Source organism: Bradyrhizobium sp. CCBAU 11361, from assembly GCF_028128935.1.
Lineage (GTDB): Bacteria > Pseudomonadota > Alphaproteobacteria > Rhizobiales > Xanthobacteraceae > Bradyrhizobium > Bradyrhizobium niftali.
In genome coordinates, this window is sequence record NZ_LBJZ01000200.1 from 336,002 (window position 1) to 351,034 (window position 15,033).

The window sequence follows — 15,033 nt, forward strand, 5'->3', positions numbered from 1 at the left end:
TTTGTGGATGCAGCTGAGCACAACACGCGCAGAGGAACCACCTTCGCACCTGCACTCTCACGTTATGCGAGGACGCTGCGTGCGGCCTTCCGTCATCCGAATTGTCGAGAGCGCCGCCACCCTTGCCGGTTGCCTCGCTGCGAGGGCCTCGCTATCGTCGCTTCAAACAGGCTGAAAAAGGCTGTTGTCCAGGGAGGACGAGGATGCGGAGCGTGCGGGCGCTCGCCGCGACGGCGGCGCTATCTTTGCTGGCGTTTTCGACCATCGCATTGGCCGGCGGGCCCAAGCAGGGCGGAATCCTGCGGATGTATCACCGCGACAGCCCCGGCAATGCCTCGATCCATGAAGGCGCGACCTACTCGCTCAACGTTCCCTTCATGCCCGTGTTCAACAACCTCGTCATCTACAAGCAGGAGGTGGCGCAGAACAGCATGGACACCATCGTGCCGGAGCTCGCGGAGAGCTGGGCCTGGGTGAACGACAACAAGACGCTGACCTTCAAGCTGCGCCAGGGCGTCAAATGGCACGACGGCAAGCCGTTCACCTCGGCGGACGTCAAATGTACCTTCGACATGCTGATGGGCAAGTCGCAGCAGAAGTTCCGGCAAAATCCCCGAAAATCCTGGTACGACCAGGTCAGCGACATCTCGACCAACGGCGATCTCGAGGTCTCGTTCAATCTGAAGCGGCCGCAGCCGTCACTGCTGGCGCTGCTCGCCTCGGGCTATACGCCCGTGTACCCGTGTCACGTCTCGCCCGGCGACATGCGCACGCACCCGATCGGCACCGGCCCGTTCAAATTCGTCGAGTTCAAGGCCAATGAATCGATCAAGCTGACCCGCAATCCCGACTATTGGCGCGAGGGCCGGCCCTATCTCGACGGCATCGAGTTCACCATCATCCCGAACCGCTCGACGGCGATCCTCGCTTTCGTCGCTGGCAAGTTCGACATGACATTCCCGACGCACATCACCATCCCGCTCCTGAAGGATGTGAAATCCCAGGCAGCTAGTGCCGTTTGCAAGGTCGAGCCTACCAATGTCTCGACCAACATCATCGTCAATTCGACCGCGCCGCCGTTCGACAATATCGAAATCCGCCGCGCCATGGCGATGTCGCTCGACCGCAAGGCCTTCGTATCGATCCTGTTCGAGGGCCAGGCCGACATCGGCGGCACCATGCTGCCGGCGCCGAACGGGCTGTGGGGCATGCCGAAGGAGATGCTGGAGAGCATTCCGGGCTATGGTCCCGACGTGAACGCCAACCGCGAGGAGGCGCGCAAGCTGATGCAGAAGGCGGGCTACGGTCCGGACAAGCATCTCGCGGTCAAGGTCTCGACCCGCAACCTCGCCGAATATCGCGATCCCGCGGTGATCCTGATCGACCAGCTCAAGAGCATCTATATCGACGGCGAGCTCGACGTCGTCGAAACGGCCAACTGGTTCCCGAAAGTCGCGCGCAAGGACTACATGCTCGGCCTCAACCTGACCGGCAACGCCGTGGACGATCCCGACCAGTCGTTCTACGAGAACTATTCCTGCGGTTCCGAGCGGAACTACACCAACTACTGCAACAAGGAGATCGAAAAGCTGTTCGACGTGCAGTCGCAGGAGACCGACATCGCCAAACGCAAGAAGCTGGTGTGGGACATCGACAAGAAGTTGCAGGAGGACGTCGCGCGCCCGATCATCTTCCATGCGCGCGCGGGCACCTGCTGGCAGCCCTATGTCAAGGGCGTGACCGTGATGTCGAACAGCTCCTACAACGGCTACCGCTACGAGGACGTGTGGCTCGACAAGTAGCGCGGCGGACGGGCGGCTAACGGCTCGACGGGAGAGCGCAAAATGTTTGCCTATCTGGTGCGGCGCCTGTTTCTGATGCTCGTGACCCTGTTCGGGATCTCGGTCGTCATCTTCTTCCTGCTGCGCATCGTGCCGGGCAACATCGTCGACATCCTGTTCGCCGCGGCCGGCTATGTCGATCCCGCCGACAAGGCCAATCTGGAGAAGGAGCTCGGCATCGACCGGCCGCTGGTGGTGCAATATTGGCACTGGATCAGCGGCTTCCTGCGCGGCGATTTTGGTTACTCCTATGTCTCCGAGAAGCCGGCGCTTCAGGAGATCCTGCCGCGGATCCCGATCACGGCGCGGCTCGCCGGCTTGGCGCTGCTGTTTTCGGCGTCCATCGGCATTCCCCTGGGCGTCATCAGCGCGGTGAAGCAGGGAACGCGGCTCGACTACGCGCTGCGTGTCGTGAGTCTGTCCGGCCTGTCGCTGCCGTCATTCTGGCTGGGGCTGCTGGTCCTCACGGCGTCGGTGGCGATGTTCGGCCAGATGCCGCTCTTCAATCCGAACCCCCAGAGTTTTGGCGAGGTGGTCGCAACCTATTGCATCCCGGCGATGGTGGTCGGATTCCGCAGTTCGGCACTGACCATGCGCATCACCCGTTCCTCGATGCTGGAGGTGCTGCGGCAGGATTACATCCGCACCGCGCGCGCCAAGGGCGCATCCGATGCCGCGGTGAACTACCAGCATGCGCTGAAGAACGCGATCCTGCCCGTCATCACCGTGATCGGCATCGAGGCCGCGTTCCTGATCGGCGGCCTGATCGTCACCGAGACCGTGTTCAACATCCCCGGCGTCGCCCGCTTCCTGGTCGAGGCGATCCGCTGGCGCGATTATCCGATCGTGCAGAACCTCGTGATGCTGATCGCCGTCGTGGTGGTGAGCGCGAATTTCATCGTCGACATGCTGTATGCGGTGTTCGACCCGCGTATCCGGTACACGGATTAGTCGCATGATCATCACTCACGCAGCGTTCGCGCGTTCGTTCACCTCTCCCCGCCTGCGGGGGAGAGGGAGAAGGTAGGAGCCGCATGGCCACGATCGACTATGATCTTGAACTCAGACGCGCCGGCGTGCATGCGACCGGGGGGTGGCGGCGCGTGCTGTTTCTGGCGCAGCGGCATGTGCTGGGTGCTGCGGGGCTCGTCATCATGACGGCGTTCGTCCTCACGGCGGTCTTCGCCGATTTCATCGCACGCTATGATCCGCTGACGATCGACTCCGCCCGCGCGCTGGCCCGCCCGAGCCTGACGCACTGGATGGGCACGGATTCCTTCGGCCGCGACGTCTTCAGCCGCATCATCCACGGCGCGCGAATCTCGCTTGCCGTCGGCATCGGTTCGACCGCGCTCGGCGGCACGATCGGCGTCATCGTCGGGCTGACGTCCGGTTATCTCTCCGGCTGGGTCGATCTGGTGTTCCAGCGTGTCTCTGACGTTCTTCAGGCGCTTCCATTGCTGGTCCTGGCACTGATCATGACTGCCGCACTCGGTCCGTCCTTGCCGAACGTCATCATCGCCATCGCCATTCCGTTGATCCCGACTGTGTCGCGCGTCATTCGCGCCAACACGCTGGCGCTGCGCGAACTGCCCTTTATCGAATCTGCCAGGTCGATCGGCATGAGCGACGTGCGCATCGCGCTCCGCCATGTGCTGCCGAACACGCTGGCGCCGCTGATCGTGCTCGCCACCGCGCAGCTCGGCTCGACGATCCTGACCGAAGCCTCGCTCTCCTTCCTCGGCCTCGGCATTCCCGAGCCTTATCCGTCCTGGGGCCGCATGCTGTCGGAATCCGCGGCCGAATATGCCCGCACCGCGCCGTGGCTGGTGATCTTCCCGGGCATCGCCATCAGCCTCGCCGTGTTCGGCGCCAATCTGTTCGGCGACGCCCTCCGCGACATCCTCGATCCCCGGCAGCGCAGTTGATGGCTGATAAATCCGATCTCGTGCTCGAAGTGAAGAACCTGAAGACGGTGTTCTTCACGAACTCCGGTCTCTTCAAGGCCGTCGACGACGTCTCCTTCACGGTAAAACGCGGCGAGACGCTGGCGATCGTCGGCGAGTCCGGCTGCGGCAAGAGCGTCACCGCGCTGTCGCTGATGCGGCTGGTGCCCGATCCTCCCGGCCGCATCGTCGGCGGCACCGTCACGCTTGAAGGCACCGACCTGCTGGCGCTGGATGAGGCACAGATGCGCGCCGTCAGGGGTAACCGCATCTCCATGATCTTCCAGGAGCCGATGACGTCGCTCAATCCCGTCATGCGGATCGGCGACCAGATCGTCGAAGCCGTGCGGCTGCACCGGGCGATGTCGGCCAAAGAAGCCTGGAACATCGCAGTCGAGATGCTGCGGCTGGTGCGGATTCCGGAGCCGGCGCGGCGCGCGCGGGAATATCCGCACCAATTGTCCGGCGGCATGCGCCAGCGCGCGATGATCGCGATGGCGCTGGCCTGCCGGCCCGCGCTGCTGATCGCGGACGAGCCGACCACCGCGCTGGACGTCACCATCCAGGCGCAGATCCTGGCGCTGATCCTCGACCTCCAGAAGGAACTCGGCACCGGGCTCGTGCTGATCACGCATGATCTCGGCGTCGTCGCGCAGACCGCGCAGCGCGTGATCGTGATGTATGCGGGCCGGAAGGTCGAGGAAGCCAGCGTCGAGGCGCTGTTCGCCGATCCCAGACACCCCTATACGCGCGGGCTGATGGCCTCGATTCCGTCGGTGCCGGTGTCCGGCGCCGCGACGCAGGCGCGGCTCAACGAGATTCCCGGCACCGTGCCGTCGCTGGTGCGGCTGCCGCCAGGCTGCGCTTTCGCGCCGCGCTGCAAGCTCGCGGTGAAACGCTGCCAGGACGAATATCCACCGCTCATGGATTGGGGCGGAGGGCATCTTGCCGCCTGCTGGCGCGCGGCTGACGTCGCGGAGGTCGCATGACCGAAGCGCTGCTGGAAGTCACCGACCTCACGAAGCATTACCCGGTGCGCGCCGGCGTGTTGCGACGGCAGGTCGGCACCGTGCACGCGGTGGACGGCGTCTCGTTCGCGGTTGGTGTCGGCGAAACACTGGGGCTGGTCGGCGAATCCGGCTGCGGCAAGTCGACGGTGGCGCGCAGCGTGCTGCGGCTGGTCGAACCGACCTCCGGACAGATCCGTCTCGGGGGCGAGGACATCACGCATATTTCCAAGGCGGCGCTGCGCCCGCACCGCCGCTCGATGCAGATCGTGTTCCAGGACCCGTTCGCCTCGCTCAATCCACGCATGACCGCGGGCGACATCGTCGGCGAGCCGCTGGCCGTGCATGGGCTTGCGACCGGCAAGGCGCTGGAGGCGCGCACCGCAAAACTGTTCGAGCAGGTGGGCCTGCGGCCCGACCAGATGCGTAATTTCCCGCATCAATTCTCCGGCGGCCAGCGCCAGCGTATCTGCATTGCACGGGCGCTGGCGCTGGGGCCGCGCCTGATCGTCTGCGACGAGCCGGTCTCCGCGCTCGACGTCTCGATCCAGGCGCAGGTGATCAATCTGCTGATCGATCTCCAGCGCCAGCACGGCTTCTCCTACCTCTTCATCGCCCACGACCTCGCCGTGGTCGCCCATATCAGCCACCGCGTCGCCGTGATGTATCTCGGCCGCATCGTCGAGATCGCCAGCAAGGACGAGCTGTTCAGGAATCCGCGGCATCCCTACACGCAGGCCCTGCTCGCCTCCGTGCCGGTTGCCAACCCGCTCGCAAAGAAGCTCGCGCCGCTGGTCGATGGCGACGTGCCGAGCCCGGTCAATCCGCCATCAGGCTGCGCGTTTCACACCCGCTGCCGGTTTGCGATGGATCGATGCAAGATCGAGCGGCCGGCGCTGATGGATGCTGGCGCCGGACATCAGGTGGCGTGTTTGCTGAATGAGGGGACGGGGCGAGGACAATAATTCCGCCGTCGTCCCGGCCTAGTGCGCAATTGCGCACGGGGGCCGGGACCCATAACCCCAGGGAGAAGTTGCGGCGCGAGCTGGCAACTCCGAGTCTTCGCCAAACCCAATCCTGTGGTTATGGGTCCCGGCCTTCGCCGGGACGACGGGTTGAGTTTGCCGCGCTAATCCACCCTACGATTGCGCCTTTGCCGCGCTACCCCGCCCCAATCTCCACCACGATCCGTCCCGTCGTGACCTGCTCGCCTTCGGCAACGTCGATCACGGCGACCACGCCGTCGATGCCGGCCTTGTGGATATGCTCCATCTTCATCGCTTCCAGCGTCAGCACCGGCTGGCCGGCGGCGACGCGGTCGCCGGGCTTGACCAGCACGGCGACCACGCGGCCGTTCAGGGCGGCGCGAATCTTGCCGTCACCGCCGTTGCTTGCAGCGGCCTTCGGCGCGGCGAGGGTGAAATCAGTCACCGCGAGCGGGATGCCGCGGTGCTGGAGATAGAGCCGGTCACCCTCGCGCAGGAATTTGGCGCTGTCCATCACGCTATCGTGGCGGAAGCGGATGGCGTCAGGATCGAGCTGCTCGATCTCGAACCTGTCTTGGCGGCCGTCGATGGCGACGATGTAGCCGCCATCGCGCTCACGCGTGACTTCGAACTCGTGGGTGTGGCCGGCGACCTCGAGTTTCGCCGGCAGCGGGAATGTTGCCGCCAGGCTTCGTCCGCATTGCCATGACGGCGCGCGCGGATTGGTGACGTAGAGCAGCAGGCCCGCCAGCGCCGTATCGAATGCAGCATTCGCCGATGGCGCCAACAGTTCGTCGCGATGTGCGCCGATGAACGCCGTCGTCGCCTCGCCCTTGGCAAAGCCGGGGTGACGCAGGCACGCCATCAGGAAAGCCTGGTTGGTGGTCACGCCGAAGGCGGTGAGCTGCTCCAGGCCGACGATCAGCCGTCCCCTCGCCTCCTCGCGCGTGGCACCATGACTGACCGCCTTGGCGATCATCGAATCGTAGAACGGCGGGATCTCCGCACCCGAGTGCAGCGCATGCTCGACGCGGATGCAGTCAGGCACCTGCCAGCGCGCCATGCGGCCGGACTGCGGCATGAAATCGTGCGCGGCATCTTCCGAGCACAGCCGGACCTCGATGGCGTGACCTGCGAAGCGGATATCCTGCTGCTTTACCGGCAGCGGCTCGCCGCGCGCGACGCGCAGCTGCAATTCGACGAGATCGAGCCCGGTGATGGCTTCGGTCACGGGATGCTCGACCTGGAGGCGCGTGTTCATCTCCATGAAGTAGAACTCGCCGCTCGCATCGAGCAGGAACTCCAGCGTGCCGGCACCCTCGTAACGCAATGCCTTGACCGCGGCGACGGCGACCTCGCCCATCTTCGCACGCAGTTCAGGCGTCACCGCGGGCGACGGCGCCTCCTCGATCAGCTTCTGGTGGCGGCGCTGCACCGAGCAGTCACGCTCGCCGAGATGGATGGCGTTGCCGTGGCTATCGCCGAACACCTGGATTTCGATATGACGGGGATTCTGGATCGCGCGTTCGAGGATGACCGTGGGATCGCCGAACGCAGCCTTGGCCTCCGACCGCGCGCTGCGCAGCGCATCGGGGAAGGATGCAGCATCGGTCACGAGCCGCATGCCGCGGCCGCCGCCACCGGCGACCGCCTTGATCATCACGGGGAAGCCGATCTTCTTGGCTTCCGCGAGCATGACCTCGTCGCCCTGCTCGGTGCCCTGATAGCCGGGCACGCACGGCACGCCGGCCTTCCGCATGATCTCCTTGGCGCCGGCCTTGTTGCCCATCGCCTGGATCGCCTGGGGCGACGGGCCGATGAAGACGAGACCCGCGTCCTTGCAGGCCTGCGCAAAGTCCTCGTTCTCGGCGAGGAAACCGTAGCCGGGATGGACGGCATCCGCGCCGCTGGCTTTCGCCGCGGCAATGATCGCGGGGATGTTGAGATAGGACTGCGCCGGCAGGGCTTCGCCGATGCGCACGGCCTGATCGGCCTGCCGCACATGCAGCGCATCGCGATCGGCGTCGGAATAGACTGCGACGACGCCGAGGCCGAGTTCGCGCGCGCTGCGCATCACCCGCAGCGCGATCTCGCCGCGATTGGCAATCAGGACCTTGAAGAACGGCCGGTGCTGCACTGATCCGTTCCTCATGGCCGGGCCACCGAAAACTGCATGCGCTGGGGCGTGCGTGCGTCGCCCTCGCGGCAGATCGCGAGCACTTCGGACAGGACCGCCCGGGTGTCGCGCGGATCGATCACGCCGTCGTCGAGCACGCGCGCGCTGGTCGAGAACACGTCCATCTGGCCGTCGAACACGCCGACGATCTGCGCCTTCATGGCATCGAGCTTGTCCTTCTCGATCGGCTTGCCGCGCCGCGCGGCGGCGGCTTCCGTCACGATCGCCATGGTCTCGGCGGCCTGCTCGCCGCCCATCACCGCGGTCTTGGCGTTGGGCCAGGAGAAGCAGAAGCGTGGATGGAAGCCACGCCCGCACATGCCGTAGTTGCCGGCGCCGAACGAGGCGCCGCAATAGATGGTGATCTGCGGCACCGTCGCTGACGTCACCGCCTGGATCATCTTGGAGCCGTGCTTGATCATGCCGGCTTCTTCATAGGCCTTGCCGACCATGTAGCCGGTGGTGTTGTTCAGATAGAGGATCGGCGTGCGGGTCTGGCAGCAGGCCTGGATGAAGTGCGTCGCCTTGTTGGCGCCGGCGGGATCGAGCGGACCGTTGTTGGTGATGATGCCGATGGCCTGGCCCTCGATGCGGGCATGGCCGCAGACGGTGGCGGGGCCGTAATTCGGCGCCATCTCGGTGAAGTCGGAATCGTCGACGATGCGGGCAATCACCTGCTTCATGTCCACGGGGCGCTTGTGGTCCATCGGCATGATGCCGAGCAGCTCGTCCTGGTCGTAGCGCGGCGGCTTGAATTGAAGAGCCGCCCTGCCCGGCCGCTCCCACTCCAGCGCCGCCATGATCTCGCGTGCGATGCGCAGCGCGTCGCGATCATCCTCGGCGAGGTAGTCACCGAGGCCGGAGATCTGGGTATGCATCTCGGCGCCGCCGAGCTCTTCCTCGGTCGCGATCTCGCCGGTTGCGGCTTTCAGCAGCGGGGGACCTGCGAGGAAGGCGCGGGTACGGCCACGCACCATGACGATGTAGTCGGACAGGCCCGTTTGATAGGCACCGCCCGCGGTGGACGATCCGTGCGTGACGGTCACGACCGGCAGTCCCGCCGCCGAGAGCCGCGCAAGATTGCGAAAGATGTTACCGCCGCGAACGAAATCCTCGACGCGGTAGCGCAGTAGGTTGGCGCCGGCGCTTTCAACCAGCTGCACGTAAGGCAGCTTGTTCTCCAGCGCGAGCTCCTGCACCCGCAGCGTCTTGTCGAGGCCGAAAGGCTGCAGCGCACCGGCGTCGATGCCGGAATCGCTGGCGCTGACCATGCAGCGGATGCCCGAGACGAAGCCGATGCCGGCGATGACGCCGCCGCCGGGCACGCTCTTGTTCGCATCCGGCACGTCGAACATGTAGCCGGCCAGCGTCGACAGCTCGATGAAGGGCGCGCCGGGATCGAGCACCAGCGCCACGCGTTCGCGCGGCAGCAGCTGGCCGCGCTTGTGGAAACGATCCTTTGCCGCGGCCGACGCCGCCCGCGTGCGCTCTTCCAGCGCGCGCATGCGGTCGATCAAACCCTGCATGCCGTCGCGGTTGGCGTGGTAGGCGGCGCTGCCGGGGGAAATGGTGTTTTCGATTGTAGACATTGTTGCTCCTGCTCGTCATTCCGGGGCGCGCGAAGCGCGAGCCCGGAATCCATACTTCCGATCGTGGTTATGGATTCCGGGCCTGGCCCTTCGGGCCATCCCGGAATGACGAGATGTGGCTACCGATTCGTCCCAAAAATCTTCCGCGCCTCGGCGGGGCTTGCGATCTCGCGGCCGGCGCGGCGGGCACAGGCGGCGACGGCTTCGATCAGCTGGCCGTTCGACGTCACCTTCGTGCCGTCGGCGAGATAGAAGGTGTCTTCGAGACCGGTACGCAGATGGCCGCCGAGCTCGGCGCAGCGCTGGTGCAGCGGCCAGATCTCTTCGCGTCCGATCGCCGTAACCTGCCAATGCGCCTCGGGGCGCTTCAGCTTGATCAGGATCGGCAGCAGGTCGGGATCCGACGGCATGCCGGACGCGACGCCCATCACGAAGTTATATTCGAGCGGGCCCTTGTACATGCCGACCTGAGTGTACATGCCGACGCAGCGCACGATGCCGACGTCGAAGCACTCGAATTCGGGGATGGTGCCGACCGCGTTCATGACGTCGAGATAGTCCTTCACCTTCTCGACGGCGTTGTCGAACATCATCGGTGGCCAGGCCCAGCTATTGTCGGCCTTCACTTTCAGATAATTCAGCGAGCCGGCGTTGCAGGCGGCGATCTCCGGCTTCGTCTCACGGATGCAGTCGAGCACGCCGCTGTAGTTCGGCCCTGATACGCCCGAGGTGTGGTTGATGATCACACCCGGGCAGGCCTCCCGGATCGCCTGCTGGATCTCCTTGCTGACGCTGACCTCCCAGGACGGCAGATGCCCCTTGTTGGGCGCCTGCTGGCGCAGATGGATGTGCATGATGCTGGCGCCGGCGTCGAACGCAGCCTTGGCCTCGCGTGCCATCTGCTCGGGCGTCACAGGCACATTGTGCTGCTTGGGGTCGGTGAGCACGCCGTTCAGCGCGCAGGTGATGACGGCCTTGTCGCTCATGCCTTGACGCTCATGGCTTGGATGTCTCGCAGGTTGAGAATTCAACGCTTGCGATCATGTGACGCGCGGCATGCGGCTTCTTGCGCGGAGAAGCTGGAAAAGGGCGAGTTGTAGGGTGGGTTAGCCGAAGGCGTAACCCACCAACGCCTCTTACCGCGAATGCAGAAGCGGTGGGTTACGCTGGCGGACTGCGCTTTGCGCAGCCGCGAGCTAACCCACCCTACGAGGGCGAGCCTAGCTCGCTTCCGCGAGCCTCACCGTCTCGGTGCTGCGATAGATCGCAAGATCGCGCGAGCCGACGAAGATCGCGCGCGGCTTCAATCCGTAAAAGCGGCGGATCGAATGGCTGAAATGGGTCGAGTCGGGATAGCCGATGTCCTGCGCGAGATGAGCGAGGTTGAGGTCCTGATTGGCGAAGTGCAGCAGGTGCCGTGCGCGCTTCCAGGCGCGGAAGGAGCGGAACGAGATGCCGGTCTCCTCCTTGAACAGGTGCAGGAAACGCGAGGCGGAGAGGCCTGCTTCGGCCGCGCATGTATCCGCCGTCACAGGTTCGCCGGAGAAGCGCCCGATGCGCGCGACCGCACGCGTCACCCGCGTATCGAGCACACGGCGCGGCAGCGCCTCGCCAAAGCACATCTCGTCGAATTCGGCGGTGGTGATGTCGCCGTAGCGGCGCTGGCGCAGCAGCGCGTAGGCGGCGAGGATCTTGCGGGCATAGACGGCCCGGTCCGGCCCGGTCAGCCGCTCGGCCAAAGCCTCGATCACGCCATCCGGCATGCTTTCCGGCTCGAGCGTCACGCTGATTGCGGTGCGGTAGTCGCTGGCAATGGAATGCCGCTGGTTCGGCAGGGTGACAAACAGCTCGCCGGTGGCGAGAACGTCGTCGATCGTCAGGTGCAGGTTGCCCTTGACCGCCACATAGACATGGCAACAGCCAGGGGTCCGCTTGCGGGGGCGGCCGAGCAGGCCGGCATAAAACACCCGTTCCGGCGTGATCAGCATCAGATGGTCGGATTCGCGACCGATATCTTCCATTGGGGTCCTCCTCGCGCGGCTCTCTGGCCGCTGCGGACGAAGGTCACCTTAGCGCAAATTTGGGCGCTGTCACGACGGGATAGCGCTGTCACGGAAACATGCGTCGTCGTTCCGGGACGGTCCGCAGGACCGAACCCGGAACCTGGAGATTGCGGCGCGAGATTCCGGGTTCGATGCTTCGCATCGCCCCGGAATGACAGCCTCCCTTACGCCCTCGCCCTTGGCGCGACATTCTGCTCGACGCCGGCCTTCTGCTCTGCAGCAACCGCGCGTTTGAAGCCCTCGCGTTGCTGCAATCGCGCCCAATAGGCTGCGACATTTGGCCCAAAGTCCTTGGCGAGGCCGATATTGTCGGCGAGGCGGAGCGCGTAGCCGATCACGATGTCGGCGGCGGTGAAACGGCCGGCGCACAAGGTTTCGGCATTCGCGGTTGCTGCCTCAACGGCGCGCAGTCGGCCCAGGAACCATTTTGCATAGTCGCTGGCGACCTGCGGATTGCGGCGCTCCTCAGGCTCGAGCTGGGTGTAGCGGAGCACCAGCGTCTGCGGGAAGGTTAACGTGGCATCGCTGAAATACATCCAGTTCAGGAACGCGCCATAGGCGGGATCCTCGACGTCCACCATCAGCGGCGTCGGGGCGTATCTGGTGCCGAGGTAGTGGCAGATGCCGGAGGACTCCGTCATCTTCGTCTCGCCGTCGATCATGAACGGAATCGTGCCGAGCGGATTGAGCGCGAGATATTCCTTGGCGAACACCCGCGGCGGGAACGGCAGCATCTTGAGCTCGTACGGCAGCCCCATCTCCTCCAGCATCCAGAGCGGACGGAACGAGCGTGCGGCGTCACAATGATAGAGCGTGATCATGATGCATTCCCTTTGCTGCCAGGCAGCGTACCCATCATCTTGCACAGGACCATCAGCATGACCTCGTCGGCGCCGCCGCCGATCGAGGTCAGACGGCTGTCGCGATAGGCACGGCTGACCGGCGTCTCGTTGGTAAAGCCCATCCCGCCCCAATATTGCAAGCAGGCGTCGGTGAGCTCGCGGCCGAGCCGGCCGGCCTTGAGCTTGGCCATGGTCGCAAGCCTGGTCACGTCCTCTCCCGCCACCAGCGCCTCGCCGGCGCGATAGATCAGCGCGCGCAGCAGCTCGACCTCGGTCTGCATCTCCGCGAGCTTGAAGTGCACGACCTGGTTGTCGAGGATGCTCTGGCCAAACGCCTTGCGGTTGCGCGTGTACTCAATGGTCTCGTTGATAATGTATTCATGCGCCTTCAGGCAGGCCGCCGCGCCCCACAGCCGCTCCTCCTGGAACTGGATCATCTGGTAGGTAAAGCCCTTGCCCTCCTCGCCGATCCGGTTGCGCTTGGGGACGCGGACATTGTCGAAGAAGATCTGCGCGGTGTCGGATGAGCGCATCCCCATCTTGTCGAGCTTTCGCGCCACCGTGACGCCCTTGGCCTTCATGGGCACGCAGATCAGCGACTTGTTGCGGTGAACGGGCCCATCGCCGGTGTTGGCGAGCAGGCAGATCCAATCGGCCTGGGTGCCGTTGGTGATCCACATCTTGCCGCCGTTGATGACGTAGTCGTCGCCGTCCGAGCGAGCGTTGGTCTTGATCGAGGCAACGTCCGAACCTGCACCGGGCTCGGAAACGCCGATGCAGGCCACATAGTCACCGGAGATCGACGGCGCCAGGAATTCGCGCCGCACCTCGTCGGAGCCGAATCGCGCCAGGGCGGGCGTCGCCATGTCGGTCTGCACCCCGATCGCCATCGGCACGCCGCCACAGGTGATGGCCCCAAGCTCCTCCGCCATCATCAGCGCATAGGAATAGTCGAGCCCAGAGCCGCCGAATTCGACCGGCTTGTTCAACCCGAGGAAGCCGAGGCTGCCCATCTTCTTGAACAGCTCATGCGCGGGGAAGATGTCAGCCTTTTCCCATTCATCGACATGAGGGTTGATCTCGCCCGCGATGAATCTTTGCAGGGAACGGCGGATGTCGTCATGGTCGGCGGTGAACAGCATTTTTCTTCCTGTCATTCCGGGGCGACGCGAAGCGTCGAACCCGGAATCTCGATATGTTGGACTCATCTCCAGGTCCCGGGTTCGCGCTATGCGCGCCCCGGGACGACGATTGTCACAGCCCCATCTGCCTCGAGGCCAGATCCTTCATGATCTCCTCGGTGCCGCCGCCGATGGCGTTGACCTTGACTTCGCGGTAGATGCGCTCGGCCTTGATGCCGCGCATGAAGCCGGCGCCGCCAAAGATCTGCACGGCTTCCGAGGCGCAGAACGCCATGGTCTGCGTTGCCTGGTTCTTCATCATGCAGATTTCGGCGACCGGACTTTCGCCCTGCTCGAGACGCCAGGCCAGCATCTCCAGCATCGCCTGCGACGCCGCCACCTTCTGCGCCATGTCGACGATCTTGTGCCTGATGACCTGGTGCTGGGCGAGCGGCTTGCCGAAGGTCTTGCGCTCCTTGGCATAGGCAGTCGCCTCGTCGAGGCAGACGCGCGCAAACGCGGTGCAGCTCGCCGCCATGCCCATGCGCTCGCTGTTGAAATTCTGCATGATGATCTTGAAGCCCTGGCCCTCCTCGCCGATCAGATTTTCGGCCGGCACGCGGCAGTCGTCGAAATGCAGCGTCGCGGTGTCGGAGGCCCACCAGCCCATCTTCTTCAATTTCGTGCGCGACAGGCCGAGCGTGTCGCCCTCGATCAGGAGCAGGCTGACACCGCCGGCGCCCTCGCCGCCGGTACGCACCGCAACGGTCAGATAGTCCGCGCGCACGCCCGAGGTGATGAAGGTTTTCTCGCCGCTCACGACGTAGTGATCGCCGTCGCGCCGCGCTCGGGTGCGGAGGCCCGCAACGTCAGAACCACCGCCCGGCTCGGTGATCGCGAGCGCGGATATCTTCTCGCCTGCCAACACCTGCGGCAGCACGCGCGCCTTCACCTCCGGCCGCGCCGCACGCGCAATCGGCGGCGAGCCGATGGTATGGCTCATCAGGCTGGCGCTGACGCCGCCGGCGCCGGCCCGCGCCAGTTCCTGGCTCGCCACGATCTTCATGAACTGGTCGGCGGCAATGCCGCCATATTCCTCGGGGAATCCCAGCCCCAGCAGCCCGATCTCCGCCGCCTTGCGATAGAGCGCGCGGGGAAATTCGCCGGCCTCGTCCCATTCATGGGCGAAGGGCGTGATCTCCTTCTCGACGAAGCGACGCATCATTTCGCGGAAGGCGTCGTGCTCGGCGGTATAGAACGGGCTCTTCATCGCACTCTCGCCTCGCGGACGGATTCGTCTCATCCACCATGGCTGCAACCTGGGCAGCTCACTTGCGCGGAGTGGCTGACCCGGGAAGGCCATTCAGCAGGTCATTACCTAGCAACTCAACGCAAGACGATTTTCGCCCCTCGCGCGCCAACTCCAAATCAAAAAAAGACGTGATGCACAAACTCCGGCTGG

12 protein-coding genes are annotated in these 15,033 nt (G+C 64.9%); 5 read left to right on the forward strand and 7 right to left on the reverse strand.

All coding sequences use genetic code 11. The features are described 5' to 3' along the window. Positions 1-203 precede the first annotated feature (203 nt). The 5 genes from XI08_RS45120 (at position 204) to XI08_RS45140 (ending at position 5,759) form a co-directional block, all read left to right on the forward strand. Positions 204-1,802, forward strand: coding sequence for an ABC transporter substrate-binding protein (locus XI08_RS45120; protein WP_271579375.1), 1,599 nt, complete (start codon positions 204-206; stop codon positions 1,800-1,802). A gap of 42 nt (positions 1,803-1,844) precedes the next feature. After that, positions 1,845-2,792, forward strand: a complete 948-nt coding sequence (locus XI08_RS45125; protein WP_271579376.1) for an ABC transporter permease — start codon at positions 1,845-1,847, stop codon at positions 2,790-2,792. Positions 2,793-2,875: 83 nt separating this feature from the next. Next, positions 2,876-3,769 carry an ABC transporter permease gene (locus tag XI08_RS45130; RefSeq protein ID WP_271579377.1) on the forward strand — a complete coding sequence of 298 codons (894 nt, stop codon included), beginning with the start codon at positions 2,876-2,878 and terminating at the stop codon, positions 3,767-3,769. Beyond that, the gene (locus tag XI08_RS45135) at positions 3,769-4,776 is read left to right on the forward strand and encodes an ABC transporter ATP-binding protein (protein WP_271579378.1); all 1,008 of its coding nucleotides are present in this window, start codon (positions 3,769-3,771) and stop codon (positions 4,774-4,776) included. The genes XI08_RS45130 and XI08_RS45135 overlap by 1 nt, the downstream gene beginning before the upstream one ends. Then, entirely contained in the window at positions 4,773-5,759 is a 987-nt protein-coding gene (locus XI08_RS45140) for an ABC transporter ATP-binding protein (RefSeq protein WP_271579379.1), read from the forward strand. The genes XI08_RS45135 and XI08_RS45140 overlap by 4 nt, the downstream gene beginning before the upstream one ends. A 196-nt stretch (positions 5,760-5,955) precedes the next feature. Here the strand turns inward: XI08_RS45140 and XI08_RS45145 are convergent, their stop codons facing one another. From XI08_RS45145 to XI08_RS45175, 7 genes are all read right to left on the reverse strand, one after another. After that, the gene (locus XI08_RS45145; RefSeq protein ID WP_271579380.1) at positions 5,956-7,932 is read right to left on the reverse strand and encodes an acetyl-CoA carboxylase biotin carboxylase subunit; all 1,977 of its coding nucleotides are present in this window, start codon (positions 7,930-7,932) and stop codon (positions 5,956-5,958) included. Next, positions 7,929-9,545, reverse strand: a complete 1,617-nt coding sequence (locus XI08_RS45150) for an acyl-CoA carboxylase subunit beta (protein ID WP_271579381.1) — start codon at positions 9,543-9,545, stop codon at positions 7,929-7,931. Before XI08_RS45150 ends, XI08_RS45145 begins: the two co-directional genes overlap by 4 nt. Positions 9,546-9,664: 119 nt before the next feature. Beyond that, positions 9,665-10,531: a 3-keto-5-aminohexanoate cleavage protein gene (locus XI08_RS45155; RefSeq protein ID WP_271579382.1), complete on the reverse strand. Its 867-nt coding sequence runs from the start codon at positions 10,529-10,531 to the stop codon at positions 9,665-9,667. Positions 10,532-10,765: 234 nt separating this feature from the next. Beyond that, on the reverse strand, positions 10,766-11,566 hold the full coding sequence (locus tag XI08_RS45160) for an AraC family transcriptional regulator (protein WP_271579383.1): 801 nt from the start codon (positions 11,564-11,566) through the stop codon (positions 10,766-10,768). Between the two features lie 206 nt (positions 11,567-11,772). After that, positions 11,773-12,429: a glutathione S-transferase family protein gene (locus XI08_RS45165; RefSeq protein ID WP_271579384.1), complete on the reverse strand. Its 657-nt coding sequence runs from the start codon at positions 12,427-12,429 to the stop codon at positions 11,773-11,775. Beyond that, positions 12,426-13,592: an acyl-CoA dehydrogenase family protein gene (locus XI08_RS45170; protein ID WP_271579385.1), complete on the reverse strand. Its 1,167-nt coding sequence runs from the start codon at positions 13,590-13,592 to the stop codon at positions 12,426-12,428. The genes XI08_RS45165 and XI08_RS45170 overlap by 4 nt, the downstream gene beginning before the upstream one ends. Before the next feature lie 112 nt (positions 13,593-13,704). After that, entirely contained in the window at positions 13,705-14,841 is a 1,137-nt protein-coding gene (locus XI08_RS45175) for an acyl-CoA dehydrogenase family protein (protein ID WP_271579386.1), read from the reverse strand. Positions 14,842-15,033: the final 192 nt, after the last annotated feature.

Coding starts and splice junctions, on each gene's coding strand:
- XI08_RS45120 (WP_271579375.1), top strand. CDS start 204: ATGCGGAGCGTGCGGGCGCTCGCCGCGACGGCGGCGCTATCTTTGCTG.
- XI08_RS45125 (WP_271579376.1), top strand. CDS start 1,845: ATGTTTGCCTATCTGGTGCGGCGCCTGTTTCTGATGCTCGTGACCCTG.
- XI08_RS45130 (WP_271579377.1), top strand. CDS start 2,876: ATGGCCACGATCGACTATGATCTTGAACTCAGACGCGCCGGCGTGCAT.
- XI08_RS45135 (WP_271579378.1), top strand. CDS start 3,769: ATGGCTGATAAATCCGATCTCGTGCTCGAAGTGAAGAACCTGAAGACG.
- XI08_RS45140 (WP_271579379.1), top strand. CDS start 4,773: ATGACCGAAGCGCTGCTGGAAGTCACCGACCTCACGAAGCATTACCCG.
- XI08_RS45145 (WP_271579380.1), bottom strand. CDS start 7,932: ATGAGGAACGGATCAGTGCAGCACCGGCCGTTCTTCAAGGTCCTGATT.
- XI08_RS45150 (WP_271579381.1), bottom strand. CDS start 9,545: ATGTCTACAATCGAAAACACCATTTCCCCCGGCAGCGCCGCCTACCAC.
- XI08_RS45155 (WP_271579382.1), bottom strand. CDS start 10,531: ATGAGCGACAAGGCCGTCATCACCTGCGCGCTGAACGGCGTGCTCACC.
- XI08_RS45160 (WP_271579383.1), bottom strand. CDS start 11,566: ATGGAAGATATCGGTCGCGAATCCGACCATCTGATGCTGATCACGCCG.
- XI08_RS45165 (WP_271579384.1), bottom strand. CDS start 12,429: ATGATCACGCTCTATCATTGTGACGCCGCACGCTCGTTCCGTCCGCTC.
- XI08_RS45170 (WP_271579385.1), bottom strand. CDS start 13,592: ATGCTGTTCACCGCCGACCATGACGACATCCGCCGTTCCCTGCAAAGA.
- XI08_RS45175 (WP_271579386.1), bottom strand. CDS start 14,841: ATGAAGAGCCCGTTCTATACCGCCGAGCACGACGCCTTCCGCGAAATG.